The sequence below is a fragment of the Piscinibacter sp. genome, from assembly GCF_047600445.1.
GTDB lineage: Bacteria > Pseudomonadota > Gammaproteobacteria > Burkholderiales > Burkholderiaceae_C > Piscinibacter.
In genome coordinates this window covers 559,796-581,071 of sequence record NZ_JASGKT010000002.1, presented here as the reverse complement: position 1 = coordinate 581,071, position 21,276 = coordinate 559,796, and the positions used below count along the sequence as shown (strand labels likewise).

At 72.6% G+C, this 21,276-nt stretch carries 19 protein-coding genes; 6 read left to right on the top strand and 13 right to left on the bottom strand.

Annotation, left to right across the window (positions count from 1 at the left end):
- Positions 1–37: 37 nt before the first annotated feature.
- The 3 genes from pyrR to QM792_RS06720 are packed head-to-tail and all read right to left on the bottom strand — an operon-like array spanning position 38 to position 1,541.
- Positions 38–541, bottom strand: a complete 504-nt coding sequence (gene pyrR / locus QM792_RS06730) for a bifunctional pyr operon transcriptional regulator/uracil phosphoribosyltransferase PyrR (protein WP_415148655.1) — start codon at positions 539–541, stop codon at positions 38–40.
- Positions 538–951 carry a Holliday junction resolvase RuvX gene (ruvX, locus tag QM792_RS06725; protein WP_415148654.1) on the bottom strand — a complete coding sequence of 138 codons (414 nt, stop codon included), beginning with the start codon at positions 949–951 and terminating at the stop codon, positions 538–540. The genes pyrR and ruvX overlap by 4 nt, the downstream gene beginning before the upstream one ends.
- Entirely contained in the window at positions 948–1,541 is a 594-nt protein-coding gene (locus tag QM792_RS06720) for a YqgE/AlgH family protein (RefSeq protein ID WP_415148652.1), read from the bottom strand. Before QM792_RS06720 ends, ruvX begins: the two co-directional genes overlap by 4 nt.
- Before the next feature lie 24 nt (positions 1,542–1,565).
- On the opposite strand from QM792_RS06720, the gene QM792_RS06715 reads away from it, so the two are divergent.
- Positions 1,566–3,071, top strand: a complete 1,506-nt coding sequence (locus QM792_RS06715) for a cryptochrome/photolyase family protein (RefSeq protein ID WP_415148650.1) — start codon at positions 1,566–1,568, stop codon at positions 3,069–3,071.
- Here the strand turns inward: QM792_RS06715 and QM792_RS06710 are convergent.
- The 7 genes from QM792_RS06710 to QM792_RS06680 all read right to left on the bottom strand — a co-directional run bounded on the left by QM792_RS06710 (position 3,068) and on the right by QM792_RS06680 (position 14,119).
- A complete protein-coding gene (locus QM792_RS06710) occupies positions 3,068–4,099 on the bottom strand; it encodes a GGDEF domain-containing protein (RefSeq protein WP_415148648.1) in 1,032 nt (343 codons plus the stop codon). The two genes, QM792_RS06715 and QM792_RS06710, sit on opposite strands and share 4 nt — an antisense overlap.
- A gap of 46 nt (positions 4,100–4,145) precedes the next feature.
- The gene (locus QM792_RS06705) at positions 4,146–10,175 is read right to left on the bottom strand and encodes an Hpt domain-containing protein (protein ID WP_415148647.1); all 6,030 of its coding nucleotides are present in this window, start codon (positions 10,173–10,175) and stop codon (positions 4,146–4,148) included.
- Positions 10,176–10,203: 28 nt separating this feature from the next.
- Positions 10,204–12,528, bottom strand: coding sequence for a methyl-accepting chemotaxis protein (locus QM792_RS06700; RefSeq protein WP_415148645.1), 2,325 nt, complete (start codon positions 12,526–12,528; stop codon positions 10,204–10,206).
- A 38-nt stretch (positions 12,529–12,566) separates the two neighbouring features.
- Positions 12,567–13,085 carry a chemotaxis protein CheW gene (locus QM792_RS06695; RefSeq protein WP_415148644.1) on the bottom strand — a complete coding sequence of 173 codons (519 nt, stop codon included), beginning with the start codon at positions 13,083–13,085 and terminating at the stop codon, positions 12,567–12,569.
- A gap of 24 nt (positions 13,086–13,109) precedes the next feature.
- Positions 13,110–13,475 carry a response regulator gene (locus tag QM792_RS06690; protein WP_415148643.1) on the bottom strand — a complete coding sequence of 122 codons (366 nt, stop codon included), beginning with the start codon at positions 13,473–13,475 and terminating at the stop codon, positions 13,110–13,112.
- Positions 13,476–13,503: 28 nt separating this feature from the next.
- Positions 13,504–13,902: a response regulator gene (locus QM792_RS06685; protein WP_415148641.1), complete on the bottom strand. Its 399-nt coding sequence runs from the start codon at positions 13,900–13,902 to the stop codon at positions 13,504–13,506.
- Between the two features lie 64 nt (positions 13,903–13,966).
- Positions 13,967–14,119: a rubredoxin gene (locus QM792_RS06680; protein WP_374365422.1), complete on the bottom strand. Its 153-nt coding sequence runs from the start codon at positions 14,117–14,119 to the stop codon at positions 13,967–13,969.
- A 184-nt stretch (positions 14,120–14,303) separates the two neighbouring features.
- Between QM792_RS06680 and thiD the strand changes: the two genes are divergently transcribed.
- The 4 genes from thiD (at position 14,304) to QM792_RS06660 (ending at position 19,232) form a co-directional block, all read left to right on the top strand.
- Entirely contained in the window at positions 14,304–15,260 is a 957-nt protein-coding gene (thiD, locus tag QM792_RS06675) for a bifunctional hydroxymethylpyrimidine kinase/phosphomethylpyrimidine kinase (RefSeq protein WP_415148640.1), read from the top strand.
- The gene (gene hemL, locus QM792_RS06670) at positions 15,250–16,551 is read left to right on the top strand and encodes a glutamate-1-semialdehyde 2,1-aminomutase (protein WP_415148639.1); all 1,302 of its coding nucleotides are present in this window, start codon (positions 15,250–15,252) and stop codon (positions 16,549–16,551) included. Before thiD ends, hemL begins: the two co-directional genes overlap by 11 nt.
- A gap of 4 nt (positions 16,552–16,555) precedes the next feature.
- On the top strand, positions 16,556–17,944 hold the full coding sequence (gene mpl / locus QM792_RS06665; protein ID WP_415148637.1) for a UDP-N-acetylmuramate:L-alanyl-gamma-D-glutamyl-meso-diaminopimelate ligase: 1,389 nt from the start codon (positions 16,556–16,558) through the stop codon (positions 17,942–17,944).
- A gap of 160 nt (positions 17,945–18,104) precedes the next feature.
- Positions 18,105–19,232 (top strand): hypothetical protein, encoded by a 1,128-nt coding sequence (locus QM792_RS06660; RefSeq protein WP_415148636.1) that lies wholly within the window; start codon positions 18,105–18,107, stop codon positions 19,230–19,232.
- Here the strand turns inward: QM792_RS06660 and QM792_RS06655 are convergent.
- Positions 19,181–20,242 (bottom strand): 6-phosphofructokinase, encoded by a 1,062-nt coding sequence (locus QM792_RS06655; RefSeq protein WP_415148634.1) that lies wholly within the window; start codon positions 20,240–20,242, stop codon positions 19,181–19,183. The two genes, QM792_RS06660 and QM792_RS06655, sit on opposite strands and share 52 nt — an antisense overlap.
- A 53-nt stretch (positions 20,243–20,295) precedes the next feature.
- On the opposite strand from QM792_RS06655, the gene QM792_RS06650 reads away from it, so the two are divergent.
- A complete protein-coding gene (locus QM792_RS06650) occupies positions 20,296–20,895 on the top strand; it encodes a YqiA/YcfP family alpha/beta fold hydrolase (RefSeq protein ID WP_415148632.1) in 600 nt (199 codons plus the stop codon).
- Here QM792_RS06650 and QM792_RS06645 read toward each other — a convergent pair.
- Both QM792_RS06645 and QM792_RS06640 read right to left on the bottom strand, forming a co-directional pair.
- On the bottom strand, positions 20,873–21,091 hold the full coding sequence (locus tag QM792_RS06645; RefSeq protein WP_415148631.1) for a hypothetical protein: 219 nt from the start codon (positions 21,089–21,091) through the stop codon (positions 20,873–20,875). The two genes, QM792_RS06650 and QM792_RS06645, sit on opposite strands and share 23 nt — an antisense overlap.
- Positions 21,091–21,276 (bottom strand): hypothetical protein, encoded by a 186-nt coding sequence (locus QM792_RS06640; RefSeq protein ID WP_415148630.1) that lies wholly within the window; start codon positions 21,274–21,276, stop codon positions 21,091–21,093. Before QM792_RS06640 ends, QM792_RS06645 begins: the two co-directional genes overlap by 1 nt.

The window sequence follows — 21,276 nt, the reverse complement described above, 5'->3', positions numbered from 1 at the left end:
GGGGGGCAGCGAACGAAGTGAGCGTGGGGGTTTCATATCAGGCGGCGTCCTCGATGTCGAAGCTGAAGCGGCCTTGTTCGTCTCGCGCCAATGAGAGGCGCTGGCCGCGCGGCAGCGCGATGCGCGCCGCCGAGAAGTCGGGCTGGATCGGCAGCTCGCGCCCGCCGCGGTCGACCAGCACCGCCAGCGTCACGCCGGCCGGGCGGCCGAAGTCGAACAGCTCGTTGATCACCGCGCGCGTGGTGCGGCCTGTGAACAGCACGTCGTCGATCAGCACGATGTGTCGGCCCTCGATCTCGAAGGGCAGCTTCGTATGGTCGGCGCCGCCGCTCAGGCCGCGCGAGCCGAAGTCGTCGCGGTGCAGCGCGCTGGAGATCACGCCGGGTTCGCCGTCGAGCTTCAGGTCGCGCTGCAGGCGTTCGGCCAGCCAGGCGCCGCCCGACCAGATGCCCACCAGGGCGCTGGCCGGCTGCCACGCGCGGCGCACGCCGGCCAGCAGGTCGGCGTACAGCGCTTCGGCGTCGAGGTGCAAGGTGCTCATGCGAGGGTCCGCAGGTATTGGTCCAGGATGATCGCGGCCGAGACCGCGTCGAGGTCGCGCGCGCCGGCCGCGGCGGCCTCGGTGGTGCTGTAGCGTTCGTCGACCTCGTGCACCGGCAGCCGGAAGCGGCCATGGAGCTGGCGGGCGAAGCGCTGGGCGCGGCGCGTATTGTCGTGCGGCGCGCCGTCGGGATGCAGCGGCACCCCCACCACCAGCGCATCGGGCTGCCATTCGTCGATCAGCCGGCCGATCGCGGCGAAGCGCGCGTCGCCCTCGGCCGCGATGCTGCCCAGCGGCGTCGCCTGGCGCGTGAGGCTGTTGCCGGCGGCCACGCCGACGCGCCTGAGGCCAAAATCGAAAGCGAGAAAACTGCGGGGAGAAGACGTCACGGCGCTCGGTGAAGCGCTCATGCGTGCCCCGCCTCCTGGCTGAGCATGCGCGGGTCGATGCCCAGCAGCGACAGCGCCTTGTCGTAGCGCTGCTCGACCGGCGTGTCGAAGATGATGCCCGGCTCGGCGTTCACCGTGAGCCAGCCGTTGCGGCCGATCTCGTCCTCGAGCTGGCCGGCGCCCCAGCCGCTGTAGCCCAGCGTCACCAGCACCTTCTTCGGCCCGCTGCCGTTGGCCAGCGCCTCCAGCACGTCCTTGCTGGTGGTCATCTCCAGCCCGCCGGGCACGTGCAGCGTCGAGTTGTAGGGCGGCGCGCCGTCGCCGGCCGCCTCGGCGCCGATCGGCTCGTGCAGCACGAAGCCGCGCTCGGTCTGCACCGGCCCGCCGAAGTAGACCGGCGCGTCGGCGAGGTCGGCGCGGTCCAGCGTCAGCTCGACCTTCTCGAACAGGTTCTTCAGCTTGATGTCGATCGGCTTGTTGATCACCAGGCCGAGCGCGCCCTTCTCGGTGTGCTCGCACAGGTAGACCACGCTGCCCGCGAAGGTGCCGTCGGCCATGCCGGGCATGGCGATCAGGAACTGGTTCGTCAGGTTGATAGCGGCGCCGGCCATGCGCTCATTTTATAGACTCGCTCCATGGCGCACGACAGACATGCCCCCGCGCCGCTGCCCGCGGCGCTGGTCTGGTTCCGCCGCGACCTGCGCGCGCACGACCACGCCGCGCTGTACCACGCGCTGCGCTCGGCGCGCCGCGTGTGGTGCGCCTTCGTGTTCGACCGCGACATCCTCGACCCGCTGCTCGCGCGCGGCCTGGTGGCCGACCGGCGCGTCGAGTTCATCCGCGACAGCCTGGCCGCGCTCGACGAGGCGCTGGCGGCGCTCGGCCGCGAACACGGCCGGGAGGGCGTGCGCCTGCTGGTGCGCCACGGCCACGCCATCGCCGAGATCGACCGGCTGGCGCGCGAGCTGCACGTGCAGGCCGTCTACGCCAACCACGACGACGAGCCGGCCGCGCTGGCGCGCGACGCCCAGGTGCGCGGCCTGCTGGCGCGCCACGGCATCGCGCTGCACACCTCGAAGGACCACCTGGTGTTCGAGCGCGACGAGCTGCTCACCGGCGCCGGCGCGCCCTACGGCGCCTTCGCGCCCTACCGCAACGCCTGGCTGCGCCGGCTCGACGCCTACTTCCTGAAGGCCTACCCGGTGCAGCGGCACGCCGCCGCGCTGGCGCCGCTGCCCGATGGCATGGCCGCCGGCCTGCCGGCGCTGGAGGCGATGGGCTTCGCGCGCAGCAACCTGCACGAGCTGAAGATCGCGCCCGGCTGGCGCGGCGCGCAGGCGCTGCTGGCCGACTTCCTGCCGCGCATGGCCGACTACGCGCGCACGCGCGACTTTCCCGCCGTCAAGGGGCCGAGCTACCTGTCGGTGCACCTGCGCTTCGGCACCTGTTCGGTCCGCGAGCTGGCGCGCGAGGCGCATGCGCGCGCGCAGGCCGGCAGCGAGGGCGCGCGCGCCTGGCTGTCTGAGCTGGCGCGGCGCGACTTCCAGCACCAGGTGCTGCACCACCACCCGCGTGTCGTCGGCCACTGCTTCAAGCCCGAGTTCGACCACCTGCGCTGGGAGCACGGCAAACACGCCGACGCGCTGTTCGCCGCCTGGTGCGAGGGCCGCACCGGCTATCCGCTGGTCGACGCGGCGATGCGGCAGCTCGCGCAGACCGGCTACATGCACCACCGGCTGCGCATGCTGACGGCCGGCTTCCTGTGCAAAGGCCTGGGCATCGACTGGCGCCGCGGCGAGCAGCACTTCGCCGAGCACCTGAACGACTTCGACCTCGCCGCCAACAACGCCGGCTGGCAGGCGGCGGCGTCGACCGGCTGCGATGCGCCGCCCTGGGCGCGCAGCGTCGATCCTGTGGCGCACAGCCGCCGCCTCGACCCGCAGGGCAGGTTCATCCGGCGCTACCTGCCGCGGCTCGCCAGGCTGCCCGACGAGCTGATCCACGCGCCGTGGGAAGCGCGGCCGGTCGACCTCGCCGCCGCGGGCGTCGAACTCGGCGACGGCTACCCCGCGCCGCTGCTGCGCCCGGACGAGGCGCGCGAGCGCATGCTGGCGCGCTACGGCGCGGTGAAGGAGGCCTAGAACAGCTCGACGTCGCCGGCCCGGGCGCCGTCGCTCAGGTGCCCGGCCGCCACCAGGTCGGCGTGGTAGCGCACCTGGTTGCGGCCGTGGCCCTTGGCGAAGTAGACCGCGCGGTCGGCGCGCTCGAAGGCGCTGCTGGGCGAGTCGTCGGGCTTCAGCTCGGTGAAGCCGATGCTCACCGTGATGCCGCCGACCTGCGGGAACACGTGGCGCTCGACGTTCTGGCGCAGCCGCTCGAAGGCCAGCGCGGCGGCGTCGCCGGCGGTGCAGCGCATCAGCACGACGAACTCCTCGCCGCCGAAGCGGTACAGCCGGTCGTCGAGGCGGAAGCTGCTGCGCATCAGGCGCGACATCAGCAGCAGCACCTCGTCGCCGATCAGGTGGCCGTGCTCGTCGTTGACGCGCTTGAAGTGGTCGATGTCGATCACGCCCAGCCAGTGGCGGCAGCGGCGCGGGTGCTCGCGCCGCTCGCCCGGCGCCTGCGGCCCCGCCAGCGCCAGCGACCCGGCGTTGCTCTTCAGGAAGTTGTCGTCGAAGGTCTTGCGGTTGAGCAGGCCGGTCAGCGTGTCGCGCTCGCCGTAGTCGAGCAGGCCCTGGAAGTTGCGGTAGATGCGCAGGATGCTCAGCACCAGGCGCTGGTCGCGCTCTTCCAGCGGCGCGTCGCTTTCGATCTCCAGCACGCCGGGCGGCTCGTGGTCGCTCGCCACCGGGAACCAGGCGCGGTGCGGCGGCCCCGCGGCGACGACGATGGCCTGGCCCTGGAAGGCCTGCAAGCGCTGCGGATGCTCGGCGTGGCGCGGCAGGCCGTCGAGCTCGATCCAGGCCGGATCGGCGCTGGCCGCGAGGTCGCCTTCGGCCAGGCGCGCGCGCGTCAGCCAGCGCTCCTGGCCGGGCTCGCCGACGCTGCGGTAGATCGCCACCGAGCGCGGGCGCAGCAGGTCGCGCAGCGCGCCGACCAGCGTGACGTCGAGCCGCTCGCGGTCGCGAAAACCGGTCAGCTCGGCAAGGTGCTCGACCAGCTCGGCCATGCGCGCGCCGCCCTCGTTGCGCCTGCCGGAAGCCGCCGCGCCTGCGTCACGCCGCGCCGGCCGACGCGACGGCGGTGTAGCGTCCGATCAGCGCCAGCAGGTCTTCTTCCGAGTACGGCTTGCCGAGGTAGTGGTCGACGCCCAGCTCGGCGGCGTAATCGCGGTGCTTCTGCGCGATGCGCGAGGTGATCATGATCACCGGCAGGTCGCGCAGGCGCGCGTCGCCGCGGATGTTGCGCACCAGGTCGAAGCCGTCCATGCGCGGCATCTCGATGTCCGACAGCACCACCTGCGGCCGCTCCTCGGCCAGGCGTTCGAGCGCGTCGATGCCGTCCTTGGCGGTGACGACGCGGTAGCCCTCGCGCACCAGCAGGCGCTGGGTGACGCGGCGCACCGTCAGCGAATCGTCGACCACCAGCACCAGCGGCGCGGCGGCGATCTGCGGCTCGGGCCGCGCCGCGCTGGGCGCCTGCGGCGCGCCGGCGGCCGGCTCGCCGTGCAGCGCGGCGGAGGTCGCGGCGCGCGCCGCGTCGCCGTACAGCGTGGCCAGCGCCACCGGGTTGTAGATCAGCGCCACCGCGCCCGAGGCGAGCAGCGTCATGCCGGCCAGGCCGGGCAGGCGCGAGAGCTGTGGCCCGAGGTTCTTGACCACCACTTCCTGGTTGCCCAGCACTTCGTCGACGTGCAGTGCCACGCGCTGCTGCGCGCTGCGCACCACCACCACCGGGCGCGTACGGCCGGAGCCTTCCTGCGGCGCGGCGCCGAGCTGCAGCAGCGCGCCGAGCCAGAAGAACGGCAGCACGCGCTCGCCCAGCTCGTAGCTGCCGCTGGCATAGGCCTGCTGGATCTCGGCTGGCGTGGCGCGGCGCACGATCTCGATCAGCGTCGAGGGCACGGCGACGGTGGCCTCGCCGCAGCGCAGCATCACCACCTGCGTCACCGCCGTGGTCAGCGGCAGCACCAGCTTGAACGAGCTGCCCTGGCCGGCGGCGGTGGCGGTCTCGATGCGGCCGCCCATCGCGTTGACTTCCGAGCGCACCACGTCCATGCCGACGCCGCGGCCGGCCAGTTCGGTGACGCTCTCGGCGGTGCTGAAGCCGGCCGAGAAGATCAGGTTGGCGAGTTCGGCGTCGCCGACTTCCTGGCCGGCGCCGAGCAGGCCCATCGCCTCGGCCTTGGCGCGGATGCGCGGCAGGTCCAGGCCGCGCCCGTCGTCGCGGAACTCGATGCCGACTTCGTTGCCTTCCTGCGTGACCGTGACCAGCACCGCGCCGGCGGCGTCCTTGCCGGCGGCCACACGCGCCTCGGGCGCCTCGATGCCGTGCGTCACGCTGTTGCGCAGCAGGTGCTCGAAGGAGCCGACCATGCGGTCGAGCACGCCGCGGTCGATTTCGATCGAGCCGCCGACGATGTCCAACCGCACCTGCTTGCCGGTTTCCTTGGCGGCCTGGCGCACGACGCGGTACAGCCGGTCGGACTGGCCCTCGAACTCCACCATGCGCGTGCGCAGCAGGTCGTCCTGCAGGTCGCGCGTCAGGCGCGCCTGGGTGGCCAGCTCGTCCTCGGTGCTGTCCAGCGAGCGCTGCAGCGTGCGCTGCACCGTGGCCACGTCGTTGACCGACTCGGCCATCATGCGCGTGATCTCCTGGAAGCGCGTGAAGCGGTCGAACTCCAGCGGGTCGAACGACTGCGAGGCGGCCTTGGCGGCCTCCAGCCGCGAGCTCATCTGCGTCTCGGCCTGCAGCTCGATGTCGCGAAGCTGCTGGCGCAGGCGTTCGAGGTTTTCGGTCAGGTCGGCCAGCGAGCCGCGGATCTGGCCCACCTCCGACTCGATGCGCGAGCGCGTGATCGACACCTCGCCGGCCTGGTTGACCAGCCGGTCGAGCAGCGGCGCGCGCACCCGCACCGCGGTCTGCGCGGCGCTGTGCGACTTGTCGGCCACCACGCGCGCGCTGGCGCCGCCGAGCGCGAAGCGCGACCAGTCGATGGGCACCAGCCCGGCCACCGGCGCCGCCACGGCGGCGGCCGGCGGCGGCTCGGCGGGCACCGCCTCGGGGGCGATGTCGGCAGCGGCCGGCGCGGGCGCCTCGGCCACGAACTCGGGCTCGGCGGCCGGCTGCGCCTCGGCCACCGGTTCGGGCGCCGCCGGCGGCTCCGCGACGCGCGGTTCCGGCGCGGCGGACACCGCAGCGGCGGCCTCGGCGTAGGCCTGCGCGTCGCGGGCGCGCAGCAGTTCGAACACCTGGCTCAGGCCGTCGGCGCGCGACTGGAGCTGCTCGACATCGGCGGCGGCCACCGGCGTGTCGGCCAGCAGTTGCTCGATGCGCGTCTCCAGGCGGTGCGCCATCTCGCCCAGGCGCATCGCGCCGGCCAGGCGCGCGCCGCCCTTGAGCGTGTGCAGCGTGCGCATGCAGGCGGCGGCGTGGCTGGTCTCGGCCGGCCGGCGCGCCCAGTCGCGCAGTTCGGTGGCCAGGCGCGGCAGCAGGTCCTGGCCCTCTTCCTCGAAGATCGGGAACAGCTCGGCATCGACCGCGTCGACCGCGTCGATGTCCTCGGTGCCTTCGATGGGGATCTCGCGCACCGGCAGCGCTGGCGCGGCCGGCAGCTCGGGCAGCGGCTTCAGCTCGGTCACGCCGAGCGCATCGATGCGCGCGTCGAGCACGCCGAACGAGGTGGTACCCGGGCCGCTGCTCTGGAACGGCGCCGGCGCGGTCAGCGGCGCGGGCTCGGTGGGCGGCGCGGCGTCCAGGGTGATGCGCTCGATCGGCGGCGCCACGTCCAGCTCGCCCAGGCCGGTGGCCGGCGGCAGTTCGGCGGCGGCGGTGGCGGCCTCCAGGCGGCGCGCCGATTCCAGCTCGTGCTCGGCCAGCCGCGCCAGCAGCTCGGGCTGCGGCTCCTTCAGGAAGCCGGCGGCGAACTGGTGCAGCAGGCGGCGGATCTCCTCCGCGGTGTCGACGAACAGCCGTGCCTCCTCGGGCGTGCCGTGGCCGATCGCCTGCGAGCGCGCCTGCGCGTGTTCGAGCGCGCGTGCCAGGTGCGACAGGTCGTTGAAGCCGACCGTGGCCGAGCTGCCGGCCAGCGAATGCGCCAGCGCGATCGGCGTCTCGCCGATCGGGCGGTGCAGCTCCATCGCCCACTCGGCCACCTCGGTGGTCAGGCGGCGCGAAAGTTCGTCGGCCTCGTTGAGGTAGATGTTGAACAGCGGAATGCCGATGCGCAGCGGCCCGACGACCTTGACGTTGTCGTCTTCGGTCGGCACGGGCTCGGGCTCGATGGCCGGGGCCGCTTCGGCGACTTCCGGCAGCGCCGGCGCCTCGCCGAGATCGAGGTCGATCAGGTCGAGCGACAGGTCCGGCATCGCGGCCGCGTCGCTGGGCAGTTCGGCCAGCGGCAGCGGCTGCGTGGCCTGCGGGTCGAAGCCGTCGTCGGCCGGCGCGGCGATGTCCAGGTCGAGGTCGGCAACCGAGGGCACGGCGGCGGGCTCGGCGGCCGGAGCCGCGTCGAGCGCCCCCAGGTTCAGCTCGAACGACACCTCGGGCGGCGCCTCGCCCGCGCTCAGGCGCTGCGCGGCAGCCTTGATGCCGGCGGCGCTGCGCGCCGCGTCGCGGCGCGCGGCGATGTCCTCGACCCAGCCCGACAGCTCGCCGAACACCGACTGGGTGAACGCGATCAGCGCCGGCTCGGCGGCGCGGCTCTCGGCCAGTTGCGTGTTGTAGATCTGCTCGCAGGCCCAGGCGGCTTCGCCGAACTCCTTCAGCCCGACCATGCGCGAGCTGCCCTTGAGCGTGTGGAAGGCGCGCCGCACCGTGGTCGTCAACGCCACGTCGGACGGCGCCTGCGCCAGCCCCTCGGTCGCGCCGCGGGCGTCGGCGATCACCTCGCGCGCTTCCTCGAGGAAGACCTCGCGCATCTCGTCGTCTTCGGCCAGCTCGGACTCGACGGCCGGCAGGCTGGGCGGCAGCGGCGCGGCGCGCAGCTCGGCGATCTCGGGCTCCAGGCCCATCGGCTCGGAGCTGCTGTGCACGAAGTCGACCAGCATGTCGGTCAGCTCGCCGCGCACCGAGGCCACGCCCTCGCGGTCGTCGGCGTCGGCGGCGCGCGCCAGCGCCTCGCGTGTGCGGTCCACGGTGTCGGCCAGGCTGTCCTGGTCGGCCATGTGCGCCTCGTGCGACAGGCGTTCGAGGTCGCGCGCGACCTCGGCCACCGGCACCTCGGGGTTGTCGGCGGCCATCGCCAGGTTCTGCGCCTGCTCGATCAGGCGCGGCTCCACCGGCGGCACGCTGCCCGCGTGGCGCGTGCTCGGGCCGCGGCCCATCACCGGGTCCAGCGTGCCGCTGCGCGGGTCGAACACGAACAGCGACTTGGCCATCTGCGGCTGCACGCTGAGCATGTCGATCAGGAAGCCGAGCGCGCCGAGGTTGCCGGCGATGCGGTCGAACAGGCCGGTCTGCGCGACGCGCGCCGGGTCGACCTCGGTCTGGATCAGGCCCTCGATCTCGTCGCGCATGCGCAGCAGCGCGGCGGTGGCCTGCTCGACGCCCAGCACCGACAGCACGCCGCGCATCGCGCCGAGCTGGTTGGGCACCGGGATCAGCACCTCGCGTCCGGCGGGGTTGCGGAAGAACTGGTCGATCGCCTTCTCGGTCTCGGCCAGCGAGGCGCGCAACTCCTGCACCACGCTGCCCATGGTCTGGCGGTCGGAGACGCGGCGGTACAGCTCCTCCATCCACGGCTCGAGCGGCTCGGGGCTGCGCCCGTCGCGCACCGAGCCGAGCCGGTCGGCCAGCCGGCGCACGCGCTCGGCCTGCTCGGGGTTGTCGAAATCGGAGTCTTCCAGCGCCGCCTCGACGTACAGCAGGCTGGTGGCCACTTCCATCGCGAGCTGCGGCTCGGGCGCTGCGCCTTTCTGCAGCGTCTGCGCCACCGCCATCTGCAGCTCGGCGGCGAAGGCCTCGCCGAGCGGGAACAGGCGCTTGAGCGAATCGCCGACCAGCGCGAACTGCTCGTTCAGGCCCGACAGGCGATGCAGCTCGCCGCCGGCCACGCCCTGCCACGATTCCTTCGCGGCGGCGACACGCTTGCGCGCCTGCACGACCACCGCCGGGTCGAAGCGGCCCAGCGTGCTGGCCTGGTAGTCGACCGGCACGTGGTGCGCCAGCGCATAGGCCTGGCGCACCGCGGCCAGGCGCGGCGCGCGCTTGCCGTCGCCGGGGGACTCGGCCTGCGCGCAGAAGAACAGCAGGTCCTGAGCGAGCCGCTCGGAGACCTCGTTCTGGCCGCGTTCGAGCACGCGGTACTGCGCCAGCAGGCGCGAGGCGACGCGCTTGCTGAACACGTCGAAGCCGAGCAGGCCCTGCGCCTGCGCCTCGAACACCGCCGAGGCGAGCTTCCACAGCGTCGCCACCTGCGGGTCGGCCGCGGCCGCGCCCAGGCCGGCGCAGCCCTCGCTCATGCGCGCGGCGGCCAGCACCGGCTGCGGCGTGCGCATGATGCCCAGCAGGTGGCCTTCCATCGCGGTGCGCGTCGCGTCGTCGAGCGCGCGCGGCGGCACGCCGGGGTCGGAGGCGATCTCGCGCCAGCGCCAGTCGACGTTCCACAAATCGGCCGGGTGGATGCGCTCGGCGCCGGCGGCTTCCTGCACGGCGCGGTACTGAGGGAACAGCGCCAGCGCCGACACCGGCTTGCCGGCCAGCAGCCGCGCCAGGTAGTCGAGCAGCGCGAACGAGGCGTGCTCCACCTGCTCGACCACCTGCGGCGTCAGCTTGTGCGGCTTGGCGACGAACTTCTGCACCAGCGACTCGCTGGCGCGCAGCACCAGCGCGGCGTCGGGCAGGCCCACCAGCTCGAGCGCGCCGGCGCCCTGGTGGATGGCGCTGCGCGCGCTGCGCAGCACGGCCGGGTCGACGGTGTCGACATCGGAGCCGCCGACGGCCTCGGCCTCCTTCAGGCAGCGGCGCAGCGACTTGTGCGCCGCCTCCAGCGTGCGGCGCAGCTCTTCCTGCACCCAGGCCAGGGCGCTCAGGTCATCGGCGGGTGCGCCCCGCGTCGTGGCATTCGGGGCGGTTCGCGTGTCCATGCGGTGCTCGGGTCTCAGGCGGGGCGGGTCACTCGATCTTGAATCGGGCGACGGACTGCTTCAGTTCCTCGGCGGTGCGCGACAGCTCGCGCACCATCGCGGCGGTCGAGCGCGTGCCCTCGCCGGTCTGCTCGGTCACCGCGAAGATGTGCTGGATGTTCGAGGCCACCACGTTGGCCGAACGCGCCTCTTCCTGCGCCTGGTTGGAGATCTGCGCGATCAGGTCGGACAGCTCGCGCGACACGCGGTCGATCTCGCCCAGCGCGGTGCCGGCGGCGTCGGACAGGCGGGCGTTCTCGACCACGCCCTGCGTGCTGCGCTCCATCGCGCCCACGGCGTCCTGCGTGTCGGTCTGAATGGTCTTGACCAGCGCGGCGATCTGGCGCGTCGCGTCGGCCGAGCGTTCGGCCAGGCGCTGCACTTCCTCCGCCACGACGGAGAAGCCGCGTCCCGCCTCGCCGGCCGAGGCCGCCTGGATGGCGGCGTTCAGCGCCAGCACGTTGGTCTGCTCGGTGATGTCCGAGATCAGCTCGGTGATTTCGCCGATCTCCTGCGACGACTCGCCCAGGCGCTTGATGCGCTTGGAGGTCTCCTGGATCTGGTCGCGCAGCATGTTCATGCCGCCGATGGTGTTCTGCACCGCGCGCAGGCCCTGCTCGGCGGCGTCGCGCGACTGGCGCGCCACCTGGGCGGTTTCCTGCGCCTTGCCCGACACGTCGTTGATCCGGCCGGCCATCTGCAGCACCGACTCGCCGGTGTCGCGGATCTCGCGAAGCTGCTCGGTGGAGGCGGCGAGCAGCTCGGTCGAGGTGGCTTCCACCTGCTGCGTGGTCTCGGTCACGCGCGTCACCGTGCCCTGCACCTGCGACACCAGCGAGCGCAGTTCCTCCACGGTGTAGTTCACCGAGTCGGCGATGGCGCCGGTGATGTCCTCGGTCACCGTGGCCTGCTGCGTCAGGTCGCCTTCGGCCACCGTCTGCAGTTCGTTCATCAGCCGCAGAATCGCCGCCTGGTTGGCGTCGTTGACGCGCTTGGCCTCCTGCTCCTGGCGCTCGGCCTCCAGGCGCTGCGTCTCGGCGAGCTGGGCGCGCTGCGCCTGGTCGCGCACGTACAGGCGCAGGAAGCCGACGCCGCCGACGACGATCATCGCGGCGAACAGCAGCAGCGCGAGGAAGCTGCCGAAACCGAAGCCGGTCTGCCGCGCCAGCGCCTCCTGCACGCCTTCCAGGCCGGTGCGCAGCGGTTCGCTGTCGCCGATGATCGAGACCTGCGCCTCGCGCGCCGACACCAGGCCCTGCAGGTTGCCCAGGATGGCGCCGGCCTGCGTGCGCGTCTCTTCGTACTGCTTGAGCAGCGCGGTCAGGCGTTCCTTGGTCTGCGCGTCCTTCGTGGCGGGCAGGCGCAGTTCCTGGCTGCCTTCGAGCAGCCCGGTGGCGATCTCGCGGAACGAGTTCAGGTCCTTGCCGAGCAGGAACACCGCCTCGGGCGACACGCCTTCCATCGTCAGGAATTCGTTGGCCGACTTGCCGATGCGCTGCGTCAGCATCACGAGCTGGCCGACCGCCGACAGCTCGGCCGGAGAGGCGTCCTGCTGCAGCTTCAGCGAGGAGACGGTCTCGGCGATCTCGAGCAGGTCGGACGACTGGCGGTTGATGCTGCGCAGCGCCTGGCCGACCTGGGTCAGGATCTTCTGCTGCGCCAGCACGGTGGTGGCGTTCTTCTCGGCGCGGTCGACCAGCGGCAGCAGCGGGTCGAGCAGGCCCTGCACGTCGGCCGGCGCGGCGGCCAGCGCGCCTTCGCCGGTCTTCAGCTCGCGCACGGTGCGCGCCAGCACGTCGGAGCTCTCCTTCACTTCCGGGAAGGCCTGCGGGCTGCCGATCAGCGCCTGCGACACCGACTTCGCGAGCCGCTGCGACTGCATCAGCGCCTGGCCGGTGGCGCCCACCTGGGCCGAGCCCTTGCTGGCCGAACTCAGCGAGAGGATGGTGGTCGCGATCACGCCGATCACGCCCAGCAGCACCAGGCCGCCGAGGATGCGCTGCTGCTCGCCGACCGGGCGCCCGCCGATCACCGGCAGGCCGCCCGCCGCCGCGGCCAGGGTCTCGGGACCGGAGGCGCCGCGCGACTCGGCCAGCTCGGCGTATTCCGACGGCGCGGCCTCGGTGATGATGGAGCTGTCCATCTGCGCGGTCGGCTGGTGCAGCGCGCCGACGTCCAGCGCCACCGTGCCGCCCGCGCCGGGCAGGGGCAGGTCGTCGCGGCCGGGCTCGTCGAAGCGATCCTGCTCGAGCGTGTCCAGGTCGGCGCCGTCCTTGCGCCCCCCCAATCCCTTGATCTTGTTCAGGAAGCTCATGGTTTCCTCGTGTGCTTCTGGTTGAGCGGTTGAGCGGGTCAGCCGACGATCTTCAGAAATGCCTCGTCGCCGGCCAGGGCGGCGAGACTCAGTTCCTGCCAGGTGCGCCCGGCGGCATCGCGGAAGCGCGCGCCGACGAAGGCCGGCCGCGGCGCGGCGTCGGCGGCCTCGCGCACGAGCTGGTCTTCGCCACGCAGGCCCGCGAGGCGGTCGACCAGCAGCACGCAGTTCAGGTCGAGCGCCTGGTTGAAGCCGACCAGTTGCGCCTGCTGCGCCACCGGCTCGGCCGCCTTGACGCCCAGGAAGCCGGCCAGGTCGACCACGCCGTGCAGGTGGCCGCGCAGGTTGGCCACGCCCATGAACCAGCGGTGGGTGTGCGGCACGGGCACCAGCGGCGCCATCGCGAAGATCTCGCCGGCCTCGCGCAGCGGGAACAGCAGGCCGTGGCCGGCCACCTCGACGGCCAGCCACGAGCTGCCGCGCTGCTGCGTGCGCGCCGCCTGCAGCCGCTCGGCGAGCCGGCTTTGCAATTCGCGCAGGGCTTCCTTCTTGGCCATGGAGTCGCTGTGGTCGTCGAGTCGTCAGTCGAAGGCGCGGATCTTGGAGACCAGCTCGTCCGGATCGACCGGCTTGACGATGTAGTCGCGCGCGCCCTGGCGCATGCCCCAGACCTTGTCGGTCTCCTGGTTCTTGCTGGTGCACATGATCACGGGCACGTCGGTGAAGCGCGCGTCGCGCGTGATCGCGCGGGTGAGCTGGAAGCCGTTCAGGCCGGGCATCACCACGTCCATCAGGATCAGGTCGGGCTTCTCCTCGCCGAGGCGGCGCATCGCCTCCTCGCCGTTCTCGGCGGTGCGCACGGCGTAGCCGCGCTTGGTCAGCAGCTCGGAGAGGTGGTGCAGCTCGGTCTTGGAGTCGTCGACCAGCAGGATCTTCTGGATCGGCATGGGAATTCCAGTTCGTGACAAAAATGGATCATGCGCCACGGCGGTGTTGCGCCACCGCCTGCAGGAGCTGATCTTTCGTGAACGGTTTGGTGAGATAGTCTTCCGATCCGACCATCCGGCCGCGCGCCTTGTCGAACAGGCCGTCCTTGGACGACAGCATGATCACCGGCACCGAGGCGAAGCGCGCGTTGCGCTTGATGATCGCGCAGGTCTGGTAGCCGTCCAGGCGCGGCATCAGGATGTCGCAGAAGATCAGGTCGGGGTCGTGGTCGTTGACCTTGGACAGCGCGTCGAAGCCGTCCTCGGCGAGCAGCACCTCGTGCCCGCCCTGCTTCAGGAAGATCTCCGCGCTGCGGCGGATGGTGTTGCTGTCGTCGATGACCAGCACCTTGATGCCTGCGCCAGCGGCGGGGGCTTGATTGCTCACCGAGCGTTCTCCTCGTCGACAAGAGCGGACACGCGACGCGGCCTTCGTCGGGCCGGCGGCGGCGTCAGACCTGCACCATCTCGAAGTCTTCCTTGCGCGCGCCGCACTCCGGGCAGGTCCAGTTCATAGGCACCTGTTCCCACGGCGTGCCCGGCGCGATGCCGTGCTCCGGATCCCCGGCCGCCTCGTCATAGATCCATCCGCAGATGAGGCACATCCAGGTTCGGGGTTCGCTCACGACGCGCCTTCGCCTTCACTACAATGCAATGGAACCGGATTGTAGCCACGCGATTTGACAAAAAATCAAGGCCGCGTAGGCACATACGCAACTTTCTTCACGTTCGTCTGTAAGTTCGCCGAAGCCCTTTCCGAGCCGATTCCGGCGCACGCAGACCCCCGCCATGAGCCCAGACACCTCCCCCGACACCGCCGGCGGCGAAACGCCGCAGGAGCAGCCGCCGCCGGCCTGCGTGATGAGCTTCAACGCCAGTGACCCCAGCGGCGCCGGCGGCCTGGCCGGCGACGTGGCCACCATCGCCGCGATGGGCGCCCACGCGCTGCCGGTGGTCACCACCATCGTGATGCGCGACACCGCCGAGGTCTTCGACCAGCACGTGATCGACGCCGACGTGGTGGCCGAGCAGGCGCGCAGCATCCTGGAAGACGTGACCATCTCGGGCTGGAAGGTCGGCTTCCTCGGCTCGGCCGAGGGCGTCAGCGCGGTCGCCGAGATCCTCTCCGACTACCCCGACGTGCCGCTGGTGGCCTACCTGCCCGGCCTGTCGTGGCTGGAGGAAGACGCGCAGCAGGCCTACCTCGACGCCTTCCGCGAGCTGGTGCTGCCGCAGACCGAGGTGCTGGTGGGCAGCCACCAGGCGCTCACCGACTTCCTGCTGCCCGAGTGGGAAAACGAACGCCCGGCCTCGCCGCGCGAGCTGGCGGTGGCGGCGGCCGGGCACGGCGCGAGCTACGTGCTGGTCACCAGCGTGGTGCTGCCGGCGGGCAAGGCCGGCGCCGACCAGTTCCTCGACAACGTGCTGGCCTCGGCGCAGGGCGCGATCACCGGCGAGAAGTTCGAGCGCTTCGAGGTCGCCTTCGTCGGCGCGGGCGACACGCTGGCCGCCGCGCTGGCCGCGCTGCTGGCCTCGGGCGCCGAGCTGCACGCGGCGGTCGGCGAGGCGCTGACCTTCCTCGACCAGTCGCTCGACGCGGGCTTCCGCCCCGGCATGGGCAACGTGGTGCCCGACCGCTTCTTCTGGGCCCTGCCGGGCCCCGAGGAGGGCGAGGAAGGCGAACCGCCGGCCGAAGACGCCGGCAACGACAACCAGAGCCCCAAGGGCCCGCGCCATGTCCACTGATCCCCAAAGCAACGCCGGGCTGTTCGAGCGCGCCCAGCGTGTCATCCCCGGCGGCGTCAACTCGCCGGTGCGCGCCTTCCGCGCCGTGGGCGGCACGCCGCGCTTCATCGCGCGCGCGCAAGGCCCCTACATGTTCGACGCCGAGGGCAGGCGCTACATCGACTACATCGGCTCCTGGGGCCCGATGATCCTCGGCCACGGCCACCCGGCGGTGCTGGAGGCGGTGCGCAAGGCGGTGGCCGACGGCCTGTCGTTCGGCGCGCCGACCGAGCGCGAGATCGAACTGGCCGAGGAGATCCTGTCGCTGGTGCCCAGCATGGAGCAGATCCGCCTCGTCAGCTCGGGCACCGAGGCGGCGATGAGCGCGCTGCGCCTGGCGCGCGGCGCCACCGGGCGCAGCAGGATCGTCAAGTTCGAGGGCTGCTACCACGGCCATGCCGACGCGCTGCTGGTCAAGGCCGGCTCGGGCCTGGCGACCTTCGGCCACCCCACCAGCGCCGGCGTGCCGGCCGAGGTGGTGCAGCACACGCTGGTGCTGGAGTACAACAACCTGGCGCAGATCGAGGAGGCCTTCGCGCTGCACGGGCCGCAGATCGCCTGCGTGATGCTCGAGCCGATCGCCGGCAACATGAACTTCGTGCGCGCCAGCGTGCCCTTCGTCACCCGGCTGCGCGAGCTGTGCACGCGACACGGCGCGCTGCTGGTGTTCGACGAGGTGATGACCGGGTTCCGCGTCGCGCTGGGCAGCGCGCAGAGCCTGTACGCCAAGGCGATCCCGGGCTTCGCGCCGGACCTGAGCGTGTTCGGCAAGGTGATCGGCGGCGGCATGCCGCTGGCGGCCTTCGGCGGCAGGCGCGCGGTGATGGAGCAGCTCGCGCCGCTCGGGCCGGTCTACCAGGCCGGCACGCTGTCGGGCAACCCGGTGGCCACCGCCTGCGGGCTGGCCACGCTGCGCGAGATCCGCAAGCCGGGCTTCCACGACGCGCTGGCGGCGAAGACCAGGGCGCTGCTCGACGGCCTGCTGGCCGCGGCGCGCGAGGCCGACGTGGCGATGACGGGCGACTGCGAAGGCGGCATGTTCGGCTTCTTCTTCGCCGAGAGCCTGCCGCAGAACTATCCGGCCGTGCTGGCGACCGACAAGGAGCGCTTCAACGCCTTCTTCCACGCCATGCTGGAGGCGGGCGTGTACTTCGCGCCCGCGCTGTACGAGGCGAGCTTCATGAGCGCGGCCCACGGCGACGACGACATCGCCGCGACCATCGAAGCCGCGCGCCGCGCGCTGCGGCACTGACACCATGCACATCCACATCCTCGGCATCTGCGGCACCTTCATGGGTGGCCTGGCGGCGCTGGCGCGCGAGGCCGGCCACCGCGTCACCGGCTGCGACGCGAACGTCTACCCGCCGATGAGCGACCAGCTGCGCTCGCTCGGCATCGAGCTGATCGAAGGCTGGGACGCGAAGCAGATCGAGTTGAAGCCCGACCTGTTCGTGGTCGGCAACGTGGTGACGCGCGGCAATGCGCTGATGGAGGCGATCCTCGACGCGGGAGCGCCCTACACCAGCGGCCCGCAGTGGCTGGCCGACCACGTGCTGCAGGGCCGCCACGTGCTGGCGGTGGCCGGCACGCACGGCAAGACCACCACCACCTCGATGCTGGCCTGGATCCTCGAGCACGCCGGGCTGCAGCCCGGTTTCCTGGTCGGCGGCGTGCCGCTGAACTTCGGCGTCTCCGCACGGCTCGGGAGCGTGACAGCCGCCGCGGGCGGTGGCTGGGGCGCGCCCTTCGTGATCGAGGCCGACGAGTACGACACCGCCTTCTTCGACAAGCGCAGCAAGTTCGTGCACTACCGGCCGCGCACCGCGATCCTCAACAACCTCGAGTTCGACCACGCCGACATCTTCGACGACCTCGCGGCGATCGAGCGCCAGTTCCACCACCTGGTGCGCACCGTGCCGGGCCGCGGCCGGCTGGTGGTCAACGCGCGCGAGGACAGCCTGCAGCGCGTGCTGGCGATGGGCTGCTGGAGCGAGGTGCTGCGCTTCGGCGCGCGCCGCGAGGAGCCCGGCGCGCTGCGCGCGCGCGGCGAGCCGCACGCCTTCGACGTGCTGCGCGGCAGCCTGAAGGTGGCGCGCGTCGAGTGGGGGTTGCTCGGCGAGCACAACCAGCTCAACGCGCTGGCGGCGATCGCCGCGGCCGAGCACGCCGGCGTGGCGCCCGAGGTGTCGGCGCGCGCGCTGGCGGGCTTCGAGAACGTGCGGCGGCGCCTGGAACTGCGCGGCGAGGCCGGCGGCGTCAAGGTCTACGACGACTTCGCGCACCACCCGACCGCGATGCGCACCACCGTCAACGGGCTGCGCCGCAAGGTCGGCAACGAGCGCATCCTCGCCGCCTTCGAGCCGCGCTCCAACACGATGAAGCTCGGCACGATGAAGGCGCAACTGCCGTGGTCGCTGGAAGAGGCCGACCTCGCCTTCTGCCACGGCGGCGGCCTGGGCTGGGACGCGAAGGAGGCGCTGGCGCCGATGGGCGCGCAGGCCGTGGTGTGCGACGCCATCGACCCGCTCGTCGAGCGCATCGTCGCCGCGGCGCGGCCGGGCGACCACGTGCTGTGCATGAGCAACGGCGGCTTCGGCGGCATCCACGCGAAGCTGCTCGCGGCCCTGGCCGCGCGCGCGGGCTGAGAAGGCGCGGCGCGCGCGTCGGCGCGCCGCGACGCCGGCGTGCATCGTGCACGAACGCGGCGAACAAGGGGGTGCCTCGCCGCCCCCGCACGCCCAGCATCACCGATGACGAGGGTGCCCGCGCGGCGCGCGCACCCGGCTGTCGCGGGAGACTCCGAGAATGATTCATCAGGGTGCGCTCGCACCCGGCGTGCGCATCGCCGACCTGCGGATCGAAGCCTGCATCGCCGCGTCGCCGCTGGGCTTCGAGTACCTGGCCCGCGCGGACGGCGACGGCGCGCCCTGCCGCCTGCTGGAATACCTGCCGGCCGGGCTGGCCGAGCGGCGCGGCCTGCAGGTGAGCGTTCGCTCCGGCGCCGCCGCGGTCTTCGACGTCGGCCGGCGCGCCTTCCAGCTCGACGCCGACCGCTTCTCGCTGCGCCGCGACGACGCGCTCGCGGTGGTACAGCGCCTGCTCGTCGAGCACGGCACCGCCTATCTGCAGATGCCCTGGCACGACGGCCCCACGCTGGCCGACGAGTACCGCGCCGGCCGCGAGGCCGAGCCCGACGATGTGCGCCGCTGGCTGGTCTCGCTCGGCCGGGCGCTGGGGCGGCTGCACCGCGGCGGCATGGTGCACGGCGCGGTGTCGGCCGTACGCGTGCGCCGCCGCGCCGACGGCCGCGTCGTGCTCGGCGCGCCGGAATCGGCGCGCTGGGCGCTGGCCGCCTCGCTGCCGGGGCTGATCGACGCCACCGACCCCTCGCTCGCGCCCGAGCAGTTGCTCGACCCGATACAGCGCGCCCGGGCGCTGGGCCCCTGGACCGACGTGTACGGCCTGGCGACGATCGCGCACCTGGCGATCGCCGGCGAGTTGCCGCCGCCGGCGCACGACTGGCGCTCGGCGCTGGCGCGGCCCTCGCTGGCGCGCTTCGCCGGCGAGCGCTGGAGCGCCGCGATGCTGGTGGCGATCGACCGCGCGCTGTCGCCCGACCCGGCCTCGCGGCCGCGAACGATGGACGACTTCCTCGCCGCGATGGGCCTGCTCGAACGCCAGGCGCCGCCGCGCGCGGAGGCGACCGAGGCGAGCGCGCCGCCGGCCGTGCCCGAGCAGGCGCCGCGAGCGACGCCCACCCAGTCCTGGCACGGCAGCAGCCCGCGCTGGCGCTGGGCCGTGGCGCTGCTGTTCTCGGCGCTGGCCGCGCTGGCGATCTGGGCCGCGCTGCGCCCCGGCGCCGCCGCGGCGCGCGGCGACGTTCAGCGCCCTAGCGAGATGCCGGTGTCGGAGGCGGTGCGCAACAGCGGGTGATCGAGCGGCACGTTGCGGCTGCGCCCGGCCACCTCGGCCAGCGGCACGCTCTCGATGCGCTCGCCCTGGCACACCACCACGCGGTTGAACCGGCGCGCGGCCACCAGTTGCGCGGCGGCGTGGCCGTACTGCGTGGCGAGCACGCGGTCGAAGGGCGTCGGCGGCCCGCCGCGCTGCACGTGGCCGAGGATGGTGGTGCGCACCTCGCAATCGACCCGCGTTTCGAGCTGCGCGCGCAGCGCGTCGCCCACGCCACCCAGGCGCACCGGCTCGGGCGAATCCGCGATGCGCTCCTTCACCGTGACGGCGCCGCCCTCGGGCAGCGCGCCCTCGGCCACGCACACCAGCGTGTAGCGCTGGCGCGCCTCGCGCTCGCGGCACACACGCGCCACCTCGTCGATCCGGTACGGCAGCTCGGGGATCAGGATCACGTCGGCGCCGCCGGCCAGCCCGGCATGCAGCGCGATCCAGCCGGCCCAGCGGCCCATGGTCTCGAGGATCATCACACGGCCGTGGCTCTGGCCGGTGGTCTGCAAACGGTCGAGCGCCTCGGTGACGATGGCCACCGCGGTGTCGAAGCCGAAGCTGCGGTCGGTGTGGGCGATGTCGTTGTCGATCGTCTTGGGGCAGCCGACGATGGGCACGCCGCGCTCTGCGAGCCGCTGGGCGATCGCCATGCTGCCGTCGCCGCCGATCACGACGATCGCGTCCAGCCCCAGTTCGCGCACGTAGTCCAGCACACGATCGGACACGTCGGCGCCGCCAGCGCCGAAGTAGCCGAACGGATCGGCCTTGTTGTGCGTGCCCAGGATGGTGCCGCCGACGGCCATGATGCCGGCCACGGAACGCAGGTCGAGCGGCCGCACGCGGCGCTCGATCAGGCCGAGAAAACCCTGCTCGATGCCGACCAGCTCGGCGCCGGCGGTCTTGATCAGCGACTTCGCCACCGCCCGGATCACCGCGTTCAGGCCGGGGCAGTCGCCGCCGCCGGTCAGGATGCCCACGCGCATCGTTGCTCTCCTCGTTGTCGTGCGCGGGCAGTGTATGCGGCAGACTGCGGGGCATGACGACGCACCTGCTGTACCTGCACGGCTTTCGCTCCTCGCCGCAATCGGCCAAGGCGCGGCGCATGGCCGCGTGGGTGCATGAGCACCGGCCCGACGTGCACTGGTGGTGCCCGCAACTGCCGCCCTCGCCGCGCGAGGCGATGGCGCTGCTTCTGCACGGCAGCGCCGGCTGGCCGCGCGAGCGCATGGCGCTGGTCGGCAGCTCGCTGGGCGGCTTCTACGCCACCGCGCTGGCCGAGCGGCTGGGCTGCCCGGCGGTGCTGCTCAACCCGGCGGTGGATCCGGCGCGCGACCTGGCGAAGCACATCGGCGAGCAGACCGCCTGGCACGCGCCCGAGGAGCGCTTCTTCTTCCGCCCCGAGTTCGTCGACGAGCTGCGCGCGCTGGCGCCGGCGGCGATCACACGGCCCGAACGCTACTTCGCGGTGATCGCCCGTGGCGACGAGGTGCTGGACTGGCGCGAGATGGCCGCGCGCTACGCCGGCTGCCGCATCGAGCTGCTCGCCGGCGGCGACCACGCGCTGTCGGACTTCGAGGATCACCTCGCGGCGATCGTCGCCTTCCTCGGCCTGGTCAACCCGGCGAGTTCCAGGTGACGATGGTCCAGATCACGCGGCCCCAGATCTCGAAGTTGAACCAGAACAGCGCGATCAGGATGGTGAAGTGGCGCAGCCGCTTGCCGAGCTCGGCGAAGCGGTCGTCGTCGCGCAGCACGTACATCAGGAAGGTGAAGGCCCAGCCGGTGGCGAAGATGCCGGCCAGCACGCCCATGACCCAGCGAAAGATCAGCATCACAGCACCATCGCCATGCGTTCGAGCAGCAGCACGGCGAAGAAGCCGAGCGCCGCGATCACCGTCCACTTGACGATCACCAGGCCGCGCCGCCGCCACGCGACATCGCGCGTGCCGATGTACATCGCGAAGCACAGCAGCCCGGCGACGAGCAGCAGCAGGACGATCCAGCGGAAGATCAGCAT

Bases quoted from the DNA above. Each gene is read 5' to 3' on its own strand.
- mpl (WP_415148637.1), top strand. From the start codon at position 16,556: ATGCACATCCACATCCTCGGCATCTGCGGCACCTTCATGGGTGGCCTG.
- QM792_RS06650 (WP_415148632.1), top strand. From the start codon at position 20,296: ATGACGACGCACCTGCTGTACCTGCACGGCTTTCGCTCCTCGCCGCAA.
- pyrR (WP_415148655.1), bottom strand. From the start codon at position 541: ATGAGCACCTTGCACCTCGACGCCGAAGCGCTGTACGCCGACCTGCTG.
- hemL (WP_415148639.1), top strand. From the start codon at position 15,250: ATGTCCACTGATCCCCAAAGCAACGCCGGGCTGTTCGAGCGCGCCCAG.
- QM792_RS06645 (WP_415148631.1), bottom strand. From the start codon at position 21,091: ATGCTGATCTTTCGCTGGGTCATGGGCGTGCTGGCCGGCATCTTCGCC.
- QM792_RS06705 (WP_415148647.1), bottom strand. From the start codon at position 10,175: ATGGACACGCGAACCGCCCCGAATGCCACGACGCGGGGCGCACCCGCC.
- QM792_RS06640 (WP_415148630.1), bottom strand. From the start codon at position 21,276: ATGCTGATCTTCCGCTGGATCGTCCTGCTGCTGCTCGTCGCCGGGCTG.
- QM792_RS06710 (WP_415148648.1), bottom strand. From the start codon at position 4,099: ATGGCCGAGCTGGTCGAGCACCTTGCCGAGCTGACCGGTTTTCGCGAC.
- QM792_RS06700 (WP_415148645.1), bottom strand. From the start codon at position 12,528: ATGAGCTTCCTGAACAAGATCAAGGGATTGGGGGGGCGCAAGGACGGC.
- QM792_RS06715 (WP_415148650.1), top strand. From the start codon at position 1,566: ATGGCGCACGACAGACATGCCCCCGCGCCGCTGCCCGCGGCGCTGGTC.
- thiD (WP_415148640.1), top strand. From the start codon at position 14,304: ATGAGCCCAGACACCTCCCCCGACACCGCCGGCGGCGAAACGCCGCAG.
- QM792_RS06680 (WP_374365422.1), bottom strand. From the start codon at position 14,119: ATGTGCCTCATCTGCGGATGGATCTATGACGAGGCGGCCGGGGATCCG.
- QM792_RS06720 (WP_415148652.1), bottom strand. From the start codon at position 1,541: ATGGCCGGCGCCGCTATCAACCTGACGAACCAGTTCCTGATCGCCATG.
- QM792_RS06695 (WP_415148644.1), bottom strand. From the start codon at position 13,085: ATGGCCAAGAAGGAAGCCCTGCGCGAATTGCAAAGCCGGCTCGCCGAG.
- ruvX (WP_415148654.1), bottom strand. From the start codon at position 951: ATGAGCGCTTCACCGAGCGCCGTGACGTCTTCTCCCCGCAGTTTTCTC.
- QM792_RS06655 (WP_415148634.1), bottom strand. From the start codon at position 20,242: ATGCGCGTGGGCATCCTGACCGGCGGCGGCGACTGCCCCGGCCTGAAC.
- QM792_RS06690 (WP_415148643.1), bottom strand. From the start codon at position 13,475: ATGCCGATCCAGAAGATCCTGCTGGTCGACGACTCCAAGACCGAGCTG.
- QM792_RS06660 (WP_415148636.1), top strand. From the start codon at position 18,105: ATGATTCATCAGGGTGCGCTCGCACCCGGCGTGCGCATCGCCGACCTG.